At 68.5% G+C, this 15,598-nt stretch carries 15 protein-coding genes; 4 read left to right on the top strand and 11 right to left on the bottom strand.

Annotated features, from left to right (window positions below; genetic code table 11):
• Positions 1-609: 609 nt before the first annotated feature.
• The 4 genes from ACSEEN_RS13075 to ACSEEN_RS13060 are packed head-to-tail and all read right to left on the bottom strand — an operon-like array spanning position 610 to position 3,307.
• Positions 610-1,878, bottom strand: coding sequence for a M18 family aminopeptidase (locus ACSEEN_RS13075; RefSeq protein ID WP_371307586.1), 1,269 nt, complete (start codon positions 1,876-1,878; stop codon positions 610-612).
• 4 nt (positions 1,879-1,882) lie between these two features.
• Positions 1,883-2,563: a phosphoribosylformylglycinamidine synthase subunit PurQ gene (purQ, locus tag ACSEEN_RS13070; RefSeq protein WP_247866265.1), complete on the bottom strand. Its 681-nt coding sequence runs from the start codon at positions 2,561-2,563 to the stop codon at positions 1,883-1,885.
• A gap of 1 nt (position 2,564) precedes the next feature.
• Positions 2,565-2,804 carry a phosphoribosylformylglycinamidine synthase subunit PurS gene (gene purS, locus ACSEEN_RS13065; protein ID WP_371307587.1) on the bottom strand — a complete coding sequence of 80 codons (240 nt, stop codon included), beginning with the start codon at positions 2,802-2,804 and terminating at the stop codon, positions 2,565-2,567.
• A 5-nt stretch (positions 2,805-2,809) separates the two neighbouring features.
• On the bottom strand, positions 2,810-3,307 hold the full coding sequence (locus ACSEEN_RS13060; protein WP_440713403.1) for a glutathione peroxidase: 498 nt from the start codon (positions 3,305-3,307) through the stop codon (positions 2,810-2,812).
• An 83-nt stretch (positions 3,308-3,390) separates the two neighbouring features.
• Between ACSEEN_RS13060 and ACSEEN_RS13055 the strand changes: the two genes are divergently transcribed.
• Positions 3,391-3,870 carry a MarR family winged helix-turn-helix transcriptional regulator gene (locus ACSEEN_RS13055; protein ID WP_247866263.1) on the top strand — a complete coding sequence of 160 codons (480 nt, stop codon included), beginning with the start codon at positions 3,391-3,393 and terminating at the stop codon, positions 3,868-3,870.
• Between the two features lie 40 nt (positions 3,871-3,910).
• Entirely contained in the window at positions 3,911-5,455 is a 1,545-nt protein-coding gene (locus ACSEEN_RS13050) for a DHA2 family efflux MFS transporter permease subunit (protein ID WP_371307589.1), read from the top strand.
• Between the two features lie 13 nt (positions 5,456-5,468).
• On the opposite strand, the gene ACSEEN_RS13045 is transcribed toward ACSEEN_RS13050, so the two are convergent.
• The gene (locus ACSEEN_RS13045; RefSeq protein ID WP_371307590.1) at positions 5,469-6,293 is read right to left on the bottom strand and encodes an alpha/beta fold hydrolase; all 825 of its coding nucleotides are present in this window, start codon (positions 6,291-6,293) and stop codon (positions 5,469-5,471) included.
• Positions 6,294-6,421: 128 nt separating this feature from the next.
• Here ACSEEN_RS13045 and ACSEEN_RS13040 point away from each other — a divergent pair, with 128 nt between their 5' ends.
• Together ACSEEN_RS13040 and ACSEEN_RS13035 are read left to right on the top strand one after the other, a co-directional pair.
• Positions 6,422-6,727 carry an antibiotic biosynthesis monooxygenase family protein gene (locus ACSEEN_RS13040; protein ID WP_298445585.1) on the top strand — a complete coding sequence of 102 codons (306 nt, stop codon included), beginning with the start codon at positions 6,422-6,424 and terminating at the stop codon, positions 6,725-6,727.
• A gap of 55 nt (positions 6,728-6,782) precedes the next feature.
• Complete coding sequence (locus tag ACSEEN_RS13035) at positions 6,783-8,243, top strand: aldehyde dehydrogenase (RefSeq protein ID WP_247866259.1); 1,461 nt, start codon at positions 6,783-6,785, stop codon at positions 8,241-8,243.
• A gap of 48 nt (positions 8,244-8,291) precedes the next feature.
• On the opposite strand, the gene ACSEEN_RS13030 is transcribed toward ACSEEN_RS13035, so the two are convergent.
• From ACSEEN_RS13030 to ACSEEN_RS13005, 6 genes are all read right to left on the bottom strand, one after another.
• On the bottom strand, positions 8,292-9,794 hold the full coding sequence (locus ACSEEN_RS13030; protein ID WP_440713402.1) for an IS1634 family transposase: 1,503 nt from the start codon (positions 9,792-9,794) through the stop codon (positions 8,292-8,294).
• Positions 9,795-10,075: 281 nt separating this feature from the next.
• Positions 10,076-10,723 carry a hypothetical protein gene (locus tag ACSEEN_RS13025; protein WP_247866258.1) on the bottom strand — a complete coding sequence of 216 codons (648 nt, stop codon included), beginning with the start codon at positions 10,721-10,723 and terminating at the stop codon, positions 10,076-10,078.
• Positions 10,720-11,670 carry an Rv1363c family protein gene (locus ACSEEN_RS13020; RefSeq protein ID WP_440713401.1) on the bottom strand — a complete coding sequence of 317 codons (951 nt, stop codon included), beginning with the start codon at positions 11,668-11,670 and terminating at the stop codon, positions 10,720-10,722. The genes ACSEEN_RS13025 and ACSEEN_RS13020 overlap by 4 nt, the downstream gene beginning before the upstream one ends.
• Complete coding sequence (locus tag ACSEEN_RS13015) at positions 11,634-13,061, bottom strand: MCE family protein (RefSeq protein ID WP_247866256.1); 1,428 nt, start codon at positions 13,059-13,061, stop codon at positions 11,634-11,636. Before ACSEEN_RS13015 ends, ACSEEN_RS13020 begins: the two co-directional genes overlap by 37 nt.
• Positions 13,058-14,296, bottom strand: a complete 1,239-nt coding sequence (locus ACSEEN_RS13010) for an MlaD family protein (RefSeq protein WP_247866255.1) — start codon at positions 14,294-14,296, stop codon at positions 13,058-13,060. The genes ACSEEN_RS13015 and ACSEEN_RS13010 overlap by 4 nt, the downstream gene beginning before the upstream one ends.
• On the bottom strand, positions 14,296-15,597 hold the full coding sequence (locus tag ACSEEN_RS13005) for an MCE family protein (protein WP_440713400.1): 1,302 nt from the start codon (positions 15,595-15,597) through the stop codon (positions 14,296-14,298). The genes ACSEEN_RS13010 and ACSEEN_RS13005 overlap by 1 nt, the downstream gene beginning before the upstream one ends.
• Position 15,598 lies beyond the last annotated feature (1 nt).

Genomic DNA, 15,598 nt, shown 5'->3' with positions numbered 1-15,598 from the left:
CGAAGGCGCGGTCACCACTAACTGGAAACGTGCCCTTGAGCAACTCTCACTCGCGTATCCAGACCGTATCAACCATCACCTATAAATCGAATACCTGATCGACTTACACGGAAAAGTTGACAAGCTCGACGGTTGACTCGAAGGATCACACGGTGGCCGCTCTACGTCCGTCCCGACACGAAGTCGGAGACGATCTCGGCCACCGAGTTACACCACCTTATGGGGCACTACTCGACCGGCACCGGCCCCGCCGGGTGGACAAGTCGAAACCCAGCCAGTCCAGCACCAAAGCCAGACGGCAAGACACGGAGTAGCCACACCCGGCCAGGCCGGTACCAGCATCCCTCAACCGACTCACTCGCCGGCCACGATCTATTAGAGACACGGACTCGGCTAGCGCCTCGCCCGGCTCAACGGGCTGTCGTGGGTGCCGCGCCGGCGGGGCGGGCTGTCATGGGTGCCGCGCCGGCGGGGCGGGCTGTCGTGGGTGCCGCGCCGGCGGGGCGGGCTGTCGTGGGTGCCGCGCCGGCGGGGCGGGCTGTCGTGGGTGCCGCGCCGGGGGCGGGCTGTTACAGCGGGCTGTCGCGGGTTCGGCGCCGGAAGGAGTCCCTAGCGCGCGAGGAAGGCCTGCAGCGCCGCGGAGTACATCGGGACGTCGGCGGCGGCCATCAGTTCACGACACGAATGCATCGCCAGTTGCGGGGCGCCGACGTCGACGGTGCGCAGACCCGTGCGGGTGGCGGTGAGCGGGCCGATCGTGGAGCCGCAGGGCAGGTCGGCGCGGTGCACGTACCGCTGCAGCGGCACGCCCGCCCTGCGACACGCCAGCGCGAACTCGGCCTCGCCGATCGCGTCGGAGGCGTAGCGGAGGTTCTGGTTCACCTTGAGCACCGGTCCGCCGCCGAGGTCGATCCGGTGGCCGGGTTCGTGCCGCTCGGGATAGTTGGGGTGGGTGCCGTGCGCCATGTCGCCGGAGACGTGCAGGCTCGACGCCATCACCCGCAGGAAGTCGTCGCGGGTGCCGCCGAGAGCGCCGACCAGCCGCTCGCACACGGTCACCAGGAAGTCCGAGGCCGCACCGCGTTCGGAGCCCGAACCGACCTCTTCATGGTCGAACAGTGCCAGCATCGGGATGCCCGAGCCCGGCGCGGCGTCGAGCAGTGCCCGCAGACCCGCGTAGCAGGTGGTCTGATTGTCCAGCCGCGGTGCGCTGAGCAGTTCGCGATCGGTGCCGATCAGCCGCGAGGGCGTCACGTCGTGCGTCATCAGTTCCCAGCCCAGGACGCTGCCGGGCACCAGGCCGGCACGCTCGGCCACCCACTCGACGATGGGCCGCGCGTCGGCGATGCCGCGCACCGCGTCGACGTGCCGCTGCGGGTCGAGCTGCACGCCTTTGCGGTCCTCGGACAGGTGGATCGCCAGTTGCGGCACCCGCAGGATCGGCTCGTCGATGGTGACCAGGGCGTGTTTCACCGCGCCGCCGTCGTCGTAGGCGAGACGGCCGGAGAGCCCGAGGTCGCGGTCGAGCCACGAATTCAGCCACGCGCCGCCGTACGGTTCGAGCGCGACGGTCGCGAGCGACTCGCTGCGCCGGTCCGGGTGCTGCTTGAGCCGCAGGTTCGGGCTGTCGGTGTGGCCGCCGACGATCCACAGCGGCGCGTCGTGCCCGGCGGCGCCGTCGGCGTTCCACGCGATCAGCGACCCGCCGCGGATCACGTACCGGCGTCCCGCCGCTTCGTCGAACGCCTCCGTCTCGTACAACCGGCGGTATCCGGCGGTCTCCAGTTCCGCGGCGACGCTCGCGCAGACCGCGAACGGGGAGGGCGAGGCGTCGATGAAGGCGCCCAGCCCCTCGGCGGTGGCGGAGGTGGCGATCATCGCGTCAGACCGCGGCGAGCACCGAATCGATGGCCGAGTAGAACAGGCCGAGGCCGTCGTCGCTGGGGCCGGTCAGCGCCTCGACGGAGTGCTCCGGGTGCGGCATGAGACCCACCACGCGGCCGTTCTCGCTGGCCACGCCCGCGATGTCGAGCTGGCTGCCGTTCGGATTGTCTCCGGCGTAGGTGAAGACGATGCGACCCTCGCCTTTGAGTTCTTCGAGCTTGCGCTCGGAGGCGACGTAACGGCCCTCCCCCGACTTGAGCGGGATCAGGATCTCCGCGCCCTCGTCGTAGCGGGTGGTCCACGCGGTCTGGTTGTTCTCCACGCGCAGCCACTGGTCGCGGCAGATGAAGTGCAGGCCCTCGTTGCGGGTCAGCGCGCCCGGGAGCAGCCCGGCCTCGCAGAGGATCTGGAAGCCGTTGCAGATGCCGAGTACCGGCAGGCCGCGCTGCGCCGCCGCGATCACCTCGCCCATCACCGGGGCGAACTTGGCGATCGCGCCGCAGCGCAGGTAGTCGCCGTAGGAGAAGCCGCCGGGGACGACCACGGCGTCGACGCCCTTCAGGTCGGCGTCGCCGTGCCAGAGGCTGACCGCTTCGGCACCGGCCAGCTTCGCGGCGCGAGCCGCGTCGACGTCGTCGAGCGTGCCCGGGAAGGTGATGACTCCGATACGCGCGCTCATGTCAGTCCGCCACGCGGTGAACGGCGAAGTTCTCGATCACCGTGTTGGTGAGCAGTTCCTCGGCGATGCGCTCCAGAGCGCCGTCGTCGACGGTGTCGTCGACCTCCAGCTCGAACCGCTTGCCCTGCCGGACATCGGCGACCCCGGCGAAGCCGAGGCGCCCGAGCGCTCCGACGATCGCCTGCCCCTGCGGGTCCAGGATCTCGGCCTTGGGCATCACATCGACAACTACACGCGCCATGCCGCCTACTTTAGGGCATCCTCGATGGCCGCGATCACCTCGGGCGCCTCCGGCTCGGTCCGCGGGCGGAACCGCGCGAGCACCTTGCCGTCGGCACCGACCAGGAACTTCTCGAAGTTCCATTGAATGTCGCCCGCCTCGCCTTCCGCGTCGGTCGCCTGGGTCAGCGCCGCGTACAGCGGATGGCGGCCGTCGCCGTTCACATCGGTCTTGGCGAGCAGCGGGAAAGTGACGCCGTAGGTGACCGAGCAGAAGGTCGCGATCTCCTCCGGCGAACCGGGCTCCTGCCCCATGAACTGGTTGCACGGCACGCCGACGACGGTCAGGCCGCGATCACCGTAGTTCTTCGCGAGCATCTCCAGTCCCTCGTACTGCGGGGTGAGACCGCACTTGGACGCCACGTTCACGATCAGCAGCGGACCGGGCAGATCCGTGAGCGAGAAGGGCGATCCGTCGAGCGCCTTCACCGAGATGTCCTTGATACCGCCGGGATTCTGAGCCATGCCTCTCAGCCTAATCAGCCCGGTGAGGAAGGTCACCCTTTATTGTGTTGCAGCAATAGTTGCGTCTGCGTAACCATTGTCGGGTGCCTTCCCCCGTGCCTGCCCTGGATACGACCGTCGCCTGCGTCGGCGACTTCGTCGGCCGCATGCTGGCGTGTTCCCGGGCGAGCACGGCGGAGACCCTCGCGACCACCGATCTGACCCTGTCGCAGGTGCGCACCCTGTTCGTGCTGATGCACGCCGACGGGGCCGTACCGATCCACGAGGTCGCCGAGCGGCTCGGGCTGTCGCTCGCGGCCACCGGCCGCGCGGCCGACCGCCTGGTCGCCGCGAATCTCATCGACCGTCGCGAGGATCCCCGCGACCGGCGCGTCAAGCGTCTGTCACTGACCAGCGCCGGCACCGATCTGCTCGCGGAGCACTTCGCACTGCGCGACGCGGATGTGCGCGACATCCTGGCACCGATGCCCGACGACCTGCGCGGCCGGCTGACCGCCGTGCTGTCCGAGGCCGTTCGGTATCTGCCCGCCCCGACGTGCACGCGGGATCCCGCGGCGCGCTGACCATCGACCATCACCGACCCTCCCACCGGTAAGGAACCTCATGTCCCAGGCCACTCCGGCCGCCGCGGCCCCCGACAAACTCGGACGCGACGTCTTCGTCGTCGCCGGTGTCGTGGTCCTCGGCGCCATCATGTCCATCCTGGACGTCACCGTCGTCTCGGTGGCCCAGCCGACCTTCATCAAGGATTTCCACACCACGCCGGCCGGCGCCGCGTGGTCGATGACCGGATACACCCTGGCGCTGGCCGCGGTGATCCCGATCGCCAGCTGGGCGGTCGGCCGGTTCGGCGCCAAACGGGTCTATATGACCTCGCTGGTGCTGTTCGTGCTCGGCTCCATCCTGTGCGCGACCGCGGTCGGGATCGGCCAGCTCGTCGCCTACCGGATGATTCAGGGTCTCGGCGGCGGTCTGCTGATGCCCGTCGGCATGATGATCATGACCAAGGCCGCCGGTCCGGCGCGTGTCGGTTCGGTGATGGCCGTGCTCGGTATCCCGATGCTGCTCGGCCCGATCGCCGGCCCGATCCTCGGCGGCTGGCTGATCGAGGTCGCCAGCTGGCACTGGGTCTTCCTGATCAACATCCCGATCGGCGTCGTCGCCCTGGTCTACGCCTTCTTCGCTCTCAAGGACGACGACGAGAAGTCGAAGTCGAGCATCGACTTCCTCGGCCTGATCCTGCTCTCACCCGGCCTGGCGCTGTTCCTGTACGGCGTCTCGTCCAGCGCCGAGCACCACACGTTCAACAACCCCGGCGTCTACCTCCCGATGATCATCGGCGGCCTGCTCATCATCGGGTTCATCGCCCACGCACTGCGCAGCAAGAACCCGCTGCTCGACCTGCGGCTGTTCAAGAACCGGACCCTGACGATCTCCATCCTCACGATGGTGACCTTCATGATCGCGTTCTTCGGCGCCTCGCTGCTCTACCCGCAGTACTTCATCACCGTGCGCGGCGAGTCGACCCTGGTCGCCGGCCTGCTGCTGGCCCCGCAGGGCGTCGGCGCCATGCTGACCATGCCGATCGCCGGCCGGATGACCGACAAGATCGGCCCCGGCAAGTTCGTCCTCGGCGGCCTGGTGCTGATCCTGATCGGCGTCACCGCGTTCACGCAGATCGGCACCGACACCTCCTATTGGCTGCTCTGCGGCGCGCTGTTCGTCCAGGGTCTGGGCATGGGTATGACGATGATGCCGATCATGTCGTCGGCGCTGGCGTCGCTGCGCGGCCCGCAGGTCCCGGACGGCTCGACGCTGGTGAACGTGATCCAGCAGACGTCGTCGTCGATCGGCACCGCGGTGATCACCGTGATCTACACCGGCCTGCTGTCCGCGACCACCCTGCAGATCGTCAACTCCGGCGGCTCCCCCGAGGTGCTGAAGAAGCTCGGTCCAGAGGGCATCGCCCACGCGCTGACCGATTCGGCGAACGCCTACGGCACCACGTTCATCGTGGCCGCGGTGCTGGTGGCCGTCACCTTCATCCCGGCGTTCTTCCTGCCGCGCAAGAAGATCGCCGCGTCGATCCCGGAAGAGGTCATGCTGGAGGGCACCGACAGCCCGGCCCCGCCGACGCTGATGCACTGATCGGTCGGACGATCTAGCGATTCCTCGACAGGAACGCCTCGACGGCGCCCCGGAACACTTCCGGGGCGTCGTCGTGTATCAGGTGCCCGGCGCCGGGCACCCGCAGACGGGTCGACGCCGGATTCCGCCGCGCCATCTCCGCCATCTGCCCGGGCGGGGTCACCGAGTATTCGGCTTCCAGCAGCAACGACGGCGCCCGGACCGCCTCCCACTGCGCCCAGAAGTCGCGGCCGCCCCACTCCTCGGCGAGCGCCGCCCAGACCGGGATGCTGCCGTGCAGCCGGCCGTCGTCGAAGGCCTCGTAGAAGTAGCGGCCGGCGACCGGCCCGAAATGGGCGACGGCCTCGTCCAGGCTCGCGAACCGCTCCGGCCAGGACTCGAACCACGGCGCCCAGGTGCCGGTGGTCTGCCCGCGGAAGTCCGGCGCCATGTCCTCGACCACCAGCCCGGATACCAGTTCGGGGTAGGCCGCGGCGGTGCACCACGCGTGCAGGCCGCCCATCGAGTGCCCGATCAGCACCACCGGCCCCTGGTCGATCCAGGTCAGGATCTCGGCGACGTCGGCGACGAAGCGCTCGGTGGACAGGTCTGCGGCGGACGGCTCACCCACCAGCGCGGCCCCCTGGTGGAACGCCGCGTCGAAGGTGAAGACCCGCCCGTACCGGCGCAGCCACGGGATCTGCCTGCGCCAGGTGCGTCCGCGGCCCATCAGTCCGTGCAGCAGCACGATCGGCGGATGCCCGGCGGAGTCGTCGCCCCCGTAGTCGAGCAGCCCCACCGTCGCCTCCACGGCTACCGACCTTAGCGGTCGCGGCGTACTGCGAGTGCGAGTCACCATCCGAACCGACGAAGGAGGTTCGACATCCGAAGCGACGAAGGAGCTTCGGATGTGGCCGAAGGCCGGCCTGAAGACAAGGACAGCCTTCAGTCCTTCTTCGTCGCGCTTGCGCGACTAGGCTGAAAGCCATGGCTGTCGTCAAGATCAATGCGATTCATGTTCCCGAGGGGCAGGGCCCCGAGCTGGAGAAGCGGTTCGCGGCGCGCGCCGGCGTCGTCGAACAGGCCCCCGGTTTCCTCGGATTTCAGCTGCTGCGTCCCACCAAGGGCGACGACCGCTACTTCGTGGTGACCCAGTGGGAAGACGAGGCGAGCTTCGATGCGTGGGCGGGCGGCGACGCCCGCGCGGCCCACAAGAGCGATCGCAAGCCGGTGGCCACCGGGGCGGACCTGCTGGAGTTCGACGTCGTTCTCGACGTCAAGCCCTCGGCGTAAGACTAGAACGTGTTCTAGTATCGGTGGGAGACCTTCCCCGATACCAGGAGCACGCATGTCCGTCACCACCCCTATCGCGACCGATCAGCTGTACCTCGGCGGACGCTGGACGGCGCCGCACTCCACCACGCGCCTCGACGTCCACTCCCCCGCCACCGGCGAGCTGATCGGTTCAGTACCCGAAGCGGACGCCGACGACGTCGACGCCGCCGTGCGTGCGGCCCGCGCCGCCTTCGACGCCGGTGTCTGGCGGCTGACGCCGCCGTCCGAGCGCGCCGCGGTGCTGCGCCGGGCCGCCGCCCTCATCAACGAGCGTTCCGCCGACATCTGCGCGCTGGTCTCAGCGGAGATGGGCGCCACGCCGGCCGATGTCGCCACCCTGCAACAGCTCGCCGGCACCGGCGTGCTGGCCGGGTACGCCGACGCCGCCGAGGCGTACGAGTGGTCGGAGAAGCGCACCGGCATGTTCGGCGAGACGCTGGTGGTGCGCGAGCCGGTCGGCGTGGTCGGCGCGATCATCGCCTGGAACGTGCCGCTGTTCCTGCTGTGCAACAAGTTCGGTCCGGCACTCGCGGCCGGCTGCTCGATCGTCCTCAAACCCGCCCCGGAGACGCCGCTCAACGCCAACCTGCTGGCCGAACTGTTCACCGAGGCCGGCGTCCCCGAGGGCGTGATCTCGGTGGTTCCGGGCGGCGTGGCGACCGGCCGGGCCCTCGTCGACCATCCCGGCGTCGACAAAATCACCTTCACCGGGTCCACCGCGGCCGGCCGGTCGATCGCCGCGCGCTGCGGCGAGACGCTCAAGCGCTGCTCGCTCGAACTCGGCGGCAAGTCGGCGGCCATCGTGCTCGACGACGTGGACCTCCCGGCGGCCGCGCCGATGCTGGTGTTCTCCGGCATCCTCAACGCGGGCCAGGCGTGCGTTGCGCAGACCCGCGTCCTGGTGCCGCGCTCCCGGCACGACGAGATCGTGGCGGCCATGGTCGACGTCGCCGCCGGCTTCACCCCCGGCCTGCCGGACGATCCGGAGACCAAGATCGGCCCGCTCATCAACGACAAGCAGTTCGAGAAGGTCACCGGCTACATCGCACGAGGCAAGGCCGACGGCGCCACCGCCGTGCTCGAGGTCCCCGGCCCGGCGATCGGCACCGAGAACTGGGTGGGCCCCACCATCTTCACCGGTGTCACCAACGACATGGCGATCGCCCGCGAAGAGATCTTCGGCCCGGTGATCAGCGTGATCGCCTACGACGACGTCGACGAGGCCGTCGCCATCGCCAACGACTCCGACTACGGTCTGGCCGGTTCGGTGTGGAGCGCCGACATCGACCGCGCCGTCGAGATCGCCAAGCGCGTGCGCACCGGCACGCTGGGGATCAACTGGTACGCGATCGACCCGGCGTCGCCCTTCGGCGGCTACAAGAGCTCCGGGATCGGCCGGGAGAACGGGCGCGAGGGCCTGGAGTCGTACCTGGAGCACAAGTCGATCCTCATGCCGCTGGGCTACACCTCGTAGTCCCGGCTATCCGGGCGCACCACCGGCCGAGCCCTGACTTAGGCCAATTTAGTGCGCACCTCTGAGTGCTCTGAGTGCCTCGGCGAGGTCGCCGGTGAGTGGGTCGGCTGCGGTGATGGTGTTGTCGCCGACGCGGATCTGGACAGTGCGGTAGCGCCGTGTTGTGGTGACGAACTTCTTGATCGACCATCCGGTGCGGGCCTCGACGATTCGGGTGACCGCGAGGGCGGCGATCACGATCGCCAGGTGAGCGCGGATGGAGTCCTGTTTGTGGTGGTAGATCGGACGTGCGGCAAGATCTGACTTGGACATGCGGAAGCTCTTCTCGATCTTCCACAACTGGTGATAGGACTTCACGACGAACTCGCTGGTCGGGTTGTCGATGTTGGTGCCGTAGGCCTTCCACCCAGCGAGTATGCGGTTCTTGGCTTCGAGCTCGCGGTTGACGGACTTGCTGGCACCGGTGAGTTTGACGAACCGGTTGCGTTTGACTGGGATCTTCCCGGCTACGGCCTTCTCGGCTTTGGCGATCTGTTCATCGATCCCGCGCCGACTCCGCCGCGCACGGTCGGCGCTGTAGACGTAGTAGACGACCCGATCCCGGGTGTAGGAGGTCTTGTCATTCGCCGGCCGCCGTTCAGTGAGGACCAGCCCGTCGGGAGGATCCTGACCAGGATGATCGGTGTGCCATTTCTGCAGGTGATACGGCACGGTCGGCATCCGCTCGCCCAGGATGAACGACAGGTTCGCCTTCTCGATTGCGGTCATGTTCGCCGCCGAGATCATGCCTGCGTCGGCGACCACGGTCACGTCGGTGAGCTGGTGGGTGGCCATGAACGATTCGATGGTCGGCATCATCGTCAACTTCTCGGACTTGTTGCCCTCGAACGCCTCGATCATCAGCGGGAAGCCCTCGGCGTCGGTGAGCAGGCCGACGGTGATCTGCGGTTCCAGACGACGCTCTTTGGAGAACCCGGGTTCACGAAACCCGTCGGCCTTGTCGGTCTCGAAGTAGAGGGTGGTCACGTCGTAGAGCACCAGCGTCGCCGGCCCCAATCCGGCGTGGGCGGCGCATGCCGTCGCCAAGCGTTCACGCCAGGACGCCTCGGCGTACACCGGGAGTCGGCGCGTGAGCGTGCGATAGGACGGGACCTGCGACGCACCGGCTTCCTCGAGGACTCGCAGGGAGTCGAGCTTGCTCGTCGGCTCGATGATCCGCGCCAGCACCAGATCGCGGAACACCAGGTCATCGCCGGTGGATGCGGCGAATCCCAGCTCGGTGTACACCCCGTCGAGGGCCTCCCACAGGTAGGCCATCCGCGAGGACTCAATCGGCAACGGCGCTTCCGGGTCCGGCGTACTCAGGCCGAGATCGAGTTGCGCCTGCCCATGAGAAAGTCTCTGCGCAGCAACCACTTTGAGCGCCTCGTACTCGTCATCGGTGTGCGCTGACCCAATGTGCTCAATCGACCGCGAACCCTTCCGAGAACCGTGAACGATCTGCACCGCACGCGCGCCTGAGGCCGTCTTCACCGTCCGCACGTACGCCATTCCCGAAGCCTACGGCCCCGCCCTTAGTGCGCACATCCAGACCATCGCCAACACCAACGCCCTGGTCACAGCACCACAACGATCACGCGGCCGAAAATTGGCCCAAGTCAGGCTACACCTCGTAGTCCCGGCTATCCGGGCGCGCCACCGGCCGAGTCACCCCTTCCCCTCCGTGTCGCGGGTCCATCTTCGTGTCGCGGGTCCTGCACGACCCGCGACACGCAAGTAGACCCGCGACACGCGCTGCGGGCGGGCGGCCGCGTGGGCGACGCGGTCGCAGATCAGCCGGCGGGGACCGGCTCCGACGACGGCGCGGGGGTCACCTCGCTCGGCGCGGGAGCGCCGGACGACGGCGCACCCGGGCTCGGCGCGGGCACCGAGATGGCACCGCTCGGCGGGGTGGTGCCGCCCTGCTTGTCCACCATGTCTTCCAGCGTCTGATCGGTGATCAGCTGCGCGTCGTTGATCAGCCAGCGCCCGCCCCGCCGCTCCATCGTGTAGACCACGCGCGCCGGGTTGGTCTGCACTTCCTCGTTCGCGGCACGACTGGCCGACTGGTTGATGAACAGCAGCACGGTGGCCGTGTTCCGGGTGTTCTCGACGACGCCGGAGCCCTGGTCGGTGACCTGCGCGACCACCTGCTGCTGCTTCACCTGCTCGGCGATCCGGTTGCCGACGACGTGGCTCTCGTAGTCCTTCTTCGCCGGGCCGATCAACACGCCCATCATGAAGTTGATGTGGTCGGAGATGTTCTGCGGCGTCCAGGCGTACATCTTCTGGACGTACTCCCGCGCGGCGGTGAGGGCGCTGTTGCGGGCGTTCTCCTCGGCCCGGGCCCGCCCGTACTGCACGCCGAAGAACACGGTGCACACCACGGCCGCGACCGTCAGCAGGCCGATGACGACGGTGACGATTCTGCGCGCGCTCACCAGACGAACTCCAGGTCGGTCACTTTCAGGTCGCCGTTGATCCGGGTCATGCCGACCTGATAGCGGAAGGTCTGGAACAGCGGCTGCGTCTTGCCGTCCTTGGTCTTGCTGGTCCAGCCGACGACCATCAGCACCGTGCCCTCCTTGTCGGTGGCCTCGCTGACCGCCTCGCTGAGCACGTTCGTCTGGGTCACCGCGTCCGCTTTGCGGATCATGTCGGTGACCTGCTTCATGTTGTCCCGGAACACCTGCTGCGCGCGGCCGCTGGTCTTGTTCATCGCGAGCTTGTACATCGCGTCGGCGTTGTCCGAATTGAGGGTGGTCATGTCGACCACCACCTGCCGCGCGAACGTCGCGTACTGGGCGCGCAGTTCACGCTGGTGGGCGATGGTCTGGTAGCGCATCCCGAACACGATCGACAGCACCGTGCCGGTGACGATGATGATCACCGCGAGGATCAGGGCCACCGCCCGCCGGGCCGCGCCGCCGGAGACCCGGCTCGTCCGCGATGCACCCGCCGCCTCCCGCGCGGAACGACGACGCTGCGCCGCGACCCGCCGGTCGCGGTATCCGACGCGGTCGGCCGCGGCGATCCCGCTCGCTCCGGTCTCGATCTCCGCCGTGTCCGGCGTCTCGGTCGTGTCCGGCGTCTCGGTCGTGCCCGTCGTCTCGGCGGTCTCGGCGGTATCCGTCGTCTCGGCCGCGGAGGTCAGCACCTCCGCGGCCTCGTCCCCGTCGGCCACGGTCTCGGCATCGTCGGCGCCGGACGTCGCGGCACCCGGGATCGGGGCGGCCTTGCCCACCTCGTACCCGGGGATCGCCGAGGCGGCCGGTTTCTTCGTTTTGCGCCCGAGCGGGCTGGTCTTGCGAACGACCGGGCCGGCCGGCTTCGGGATCTCGTCGTCGGAACTCAGGACTCCACCGTCTTCGTGATCAGGTCGTACCATTGCGTCTTCGCACCCGGCTGCTCACCGAGCCCGGCGTTATAGATCTTGCCATCCGGTCCGATGAACTGCCCCGTCACCGGATCGTAGGTGGTCGCGTAGGTGGCCGGCGTCGGGTCGTAGCTCTGCGGCGTGCCGGGCACCAGATAGCCGGCCGGCTGCTTCGGGAGGTTGGTGAACGGCAGCCCGTTGGGGAAGGCGACGTTGTCGCGGGCCGACGGCTTGTAGCCGGTGCGGCATTCGGCGGGGGTCGGGGCACGACGGCCCGGGAACTCCGCGCACGGGAAGTTGCGGGCGCCGCGCACCGCGGCCTGTGCGTTCTGCGGCAGCCGGCAGAGGGTGCCGGCGGGCACCTGCTGCGGGGTCTGCGCACTCGGGAAGCGCCAGTCGGCCGGCGGGATGAAGCCGACCGTGCAGGTCGGCGGATCCTGGAAGCCGAGCGTGAAGTTCACGTTCGGACCGCGGTCGCTGTTGCCGGTGTTGATCGCGGTGATCAGCGCCGAGAGGACGCGCGGATACAGCACGATCGTCTGCCGCAGATTCGGCAGGTAGATCGCCATGGTCCGGGCATCGACCGACAGATTCGAGATGGCCGTCGGGAACGACTGGCTGATGTCGCCGAACAGTTTCTGCGCGGCGGTGGCCGTACCGGGGCCCTTCTGCAGGATCCCGGTGATGTCGGTCTTGTGGGCGCGCAGCGTGTCGGTCACCGTCGTCATGTCGCGGGTCCACGACCGGATGTCGTCGGCGGTCCGGTTCTGGGTCGCCAGGATCGGCCCGGCCTGATCGATCAGGTCGTTGACGGCGTCGACGTTCTTGTTCGCCGCCCCGACGAACAGGATCATCGAGTCGAGCAGCCGTTGCAGCGCCGGGCCCGTGCCGTTGAAGGCGAGGAAGGCCTCGTCGAGCACTTGGCGCAGCTGAGTGTTGCCGACAGCGACCAGCAGGGCATCGGCCTGGTCGAGCATGGACGAGATCTGCACGGGCAGCTGCTCGTCGGTCATCGTCACCTTGGCGCCGTCGCCGAGGGTGCCGTCGGCCGGCCGCGTCGGCGGCAGGAACTCGACGAACTGCTCGCCGACCGCGGACACGCTGCGCACGGTGGCGCTCGAGTTCGCCGGGATCTTGGTGCCCGAGTCGATGCTCAGCTCGGCCTGCACCCGGTTCTCGGTGAGCCACATCTTGGTGACCTTCCCGACGTCGACGCCGCGGAAGCTCACATTCGCGTTCTGGTACAGGCCGCCGGACGACGGCATGTCGAGCGTCACCCGGTACGCGCCGATCCCGACCATCTGCGGGATGCGGATGTAGAACACCGCCATCGAGACGACGGCGACCACGGTCACCAGCGCGAAGATGATGAGCTGGCCGCGGACGAAGGACGTGATCTTCATCGGTGGCCGCCCTTCTGCTTCGGCTTCGGGCTGGGGTCGGGCTGCGCCGGGCGCTGGGCCCACGGCCCGGTGAACGGTTCGGTCAGCGGATCGGCCGACTTGCGCGCGTTGGCGCCGGCCGCGCCCAGCAGCCCCTCCGGACCGGTCAGCCCGATCGAGGCGCCCATCGACTCGCTGAGCCGGCCCACCGTCAGGTCGAGGACCAGGTCGGAGTTGACGTAGTCGCCCTTGACGACGGTGTCGATCTTGTCCTCGATGAACGGGAACGTGAGCAGCATCCGCAGCGAGTTGGTCAGCGCCGGCCCGGTGGTCGCGAGCTGCGACAGCAGGGCGCGCATGTTCGGCAGGATCACCTTGATGTCGTCGCCGTTCTTGGCGAGGATCTCGTTGGCCGTCTTCGACAGGTCGCCGACCGCACCGAGCGCGGTGATCAGGTTCTGCCGCTGGTCCACCAGCAGTTGCAGGATCCGCGGCCCGGACGCCAGCGCCCGCTGCACGGTGGCTTCCTGCCCGTTGATCTCCGCGGTCAGCCGATCCAGGCCCTCGGTCGCCGCGATGATGTTCGTGGTCTGCGAGTCCAGGTCACTGACCAGGGTGTTCAGCCGGGGAATCAGATTCTGCAGGGTCTCGCCGCGCCCGCCGAAGGCGTCCGACAGCTCGTGCACGATCTCGCCCATCTGCGACAGGCCACCGCCGTTGAGCACCACCGACAGCGAACTGAGCACCTGCTCGGTGGTCGGATACCGGCACGGGTCGACGGTCTGCGCCTCGGTGATGTCCGGGATCTTCCTGCCCGACGCCGGGGCGACGTTCGACGGCGGCGGACAGTTCGGCAGCGAGAGGCTGCCGCCGGCCGGCACGTACTTCCCGTTCGGCTGGTCCGGCGGCACGATCGCCAGGTGCGAGGACCCGAGCACGCTGGTCATACCGATCATCGCGTGCGAGCCGTCGGGCACCTTGACTCCCGGGTCCAGCCGCAGCGTGATCTTGGCGTTCCAGTGGTCCACCTCGATGTTGCCGATACTGCCGACGGTGCTGTCGGTCATCATCACCGGGGCGTTGCGGACCAGTCCGGCGGCCGACGGGATCATCGCGGTGATCTGGTACGACCCCTTGCCGGTCCCCTGGGCGCCGATCGACGACACCCCCGAGCCCAGGTCGGTGCCGCACGCGGTGAGCGGCACCAGCAGTGCGGCGGCCGCGGCGACGGCGACGATTCGGCGGGCGGTGCGCATCAGTTACCCCCGAACGGCAGGAGCATCTTGAGCATGGGATCGGCCGGCTGCGGCTTGGTGCTGGCGACATCGCGGTCGGCCACCCCGGCCTGTGCCCGGGCCTTCACGCTCGGATTCTGGTACTGGATCTGGTCCTGCGTCGCCGCGCGGCCGATCAGCGGATTGGCGACGAACGGCGGGAAGTTGACGGCGACGTCCTTGAGGATCGGTGCCAGCAGGTCGACGCACTTCTCCACGCCGGCCTCGTCGTCCATCGGGCGGGCGGTCGACGCCATCGAGCCGCACAGCAGCGTGATCAGGTTGTTGCCCATGCCGAGACCGAACACGCCGTCCAGCGACCCGGTCAGCGGGTTGTACATGTTCATGAAGTTGGCCAGCTGGTTGGGCGCCGAGTGCAGCAGCCCGCGCAGTCCCTCGTCGTTCCGCTTGAGGGTGTCGGTGAACGGCACCATCTTCTGCATGGTCGCGGCCACCGCCGCGGTGTTGTGGTCGAGGAATCCGCGGAGTTCGCCGAGCGCCTCGTCGAGGTTGTCCATCGCGTCGCCGAGCGACTCGTTCGAGTCGGCCAGCACGCTGCTCACCGAGGCCATCCGGCCGTTGAACTGGACCAGTTCCTGGTGATTCTGCGACAGCAGGTCGGTCAGCTTCTGCAGGCTCTTCACCGTCGCGAACAGGTCGTCGCGGTTCTCCGCGAGGGTGCCCATCACGGTGGACATCTCCTTGAGCGACGTCGCCATGGCCGCACCGTTCCCGTCGAGGTTCGCCGCCAGGGTGTCGATCGTCTTGACCGCGGTGCCGTGGTCGACGGTCCCGTTCTCGCCCGACTTCGGGCCGAGGACCTCGCTCAGCTCGTTGAGCTGCTTCTTGACGTCGTCCCACTCCATCGGCACGGCCGTCCGGTCCATCGGGATGTCGTTGGCGTCGCCGCCGAGCTTGGGCCCGGTCGTGTACGACGGCGTCAGCTGGACGAACCGGCCGGAGACCAGTGACTGCGCGACGATCACCGCGCGCACGTCGGTGGGGATCGGCACGTCCTTGTCGATGCGCATGACGACCTTGACGTCGCCCTTGCGCGGCGTGATCGACGAGACCTTGCCGACCGGCACCCCGATCACCCGGACCGAGTCTCCGCTGTACAGCCCGGTGACCGACGGGAAGTAGGCGGTGATGGTCCGCGTGGTGACCCGCTGGTAGCCGAACCACGACAGCATCACGACCAGCACGGCGATCAGCAGCACGGCGATGATCGCGATCACCCGCTTGGGGAAGGAGAGCCCGGCGATCCGGTCGGTGGCGCCCATG

The sequence above is a fragment of the Gordonia marina genome, from assembly GCF_052036135.1.
GTDB lineage: Bacteria > Actinomycetota > Actinomycetes > Mycobacteriales > Mycobacteriaceae > Gordonia.
Note: the sequence above shows the minus strand (reverse complement) of the source record. Positions and strands in the feature narration are given on the sequence as shown.

Bases quoted from the DNA above. Each gene is read 5' to 3' on its own strand.
- ACSEEN_RS13045 (WP_371307590.1), bottom strand. From the start codon at position 6,293: ATGGTGACTCGCACTCGCAGTACGCCGCGACCGCTAAGGTCGGTAGCC.
- ACSEEN_RS13005 (WP_440713400.1), bottom strand. From the start codon at position 15,597: ATGGGCGCCACCGACCGGATCGCCGGGCTCTCCTTCCCCAAGCGGGTG.
- ACSEEN_RS13075 (WP_371307586.1), bottom strand. From the start codon at position 1,878: ATGATCGCCACCTCCGCCACCGCCGAGGGGCTGGGCGCCTTCATCGAC.
- ACSEEN_RS13030 (WP_440713402.1), bottom strand. From the start codon at position 9,794: ATGGCGTACGTGCGGACGGTGAAGACGGCCTCAGGCGCGCGTGCGGTG.
- purS (WP_371307587.1), bottom strand. From the start codon at position 2,804: ATGGCGCGTGTAGTTGTCGATGTGATGCCCAAGGCCGAGATCCTGGAC.
- ACSEEN_RS13020 (WP_440713401.1), bottom strand. From the start codon at position 11,670: ATGGTACGACCTGATCACGAAGACGGTGGAGTCCTGAGTTCCGACGAC.
- ACSEEN_RS13015 (WP_247866256.1), bottom strand. From the start codon at position 13,061: ATGAAGATCACGTCCTTCGTCCGCGGCCAGCTCATCATCTTCGCGCTG.
- ACSEEN_RS13050 (WP_371307589.1), top strand. From the start codon at position 3,911: ATGTCCCAGGCCACTCCGGCCGCCGCGGCCCCCGACAAACTCGGACGC.
- ACSEEN_RS13040 (WP_298445585.1), top strand. From the start codon at position 6,422: ATGGCTGTCGTCAAGATCAATGCGATTCATGTTCCCGAGGGGCAGGGC.
- ACSEEN_RS13035 (WP_247866259.1), top strand. From the start codon at position 6,783: ATGTCCGTCACCACCCCTATCGCGACCGATCAGCTGTACCTCGGCGGA.
- ACSEEN_RS13060 (WP_440713403.1), bottom strand. From the start codon at position 3,307: ATGGCTCAGAATCCCGGCGGTATCAAGGACATCTCGGTGAAGGCGCTC.
- purQ (WP_247866265.1), bottom strand. From the start codon at position 2,563: ATGAGCGCGCGTATCGGAGTCATCACCTTCCCGGGCACGCTCGACGAC.
- ACSEEN_RS13010 (WP_247866255.1), bottom strand. From the start codon at position 14,296: ATGCGCACCGCCCGCCGAATCGTCGCCGTCGCCGCGGCCGCCGCACTG.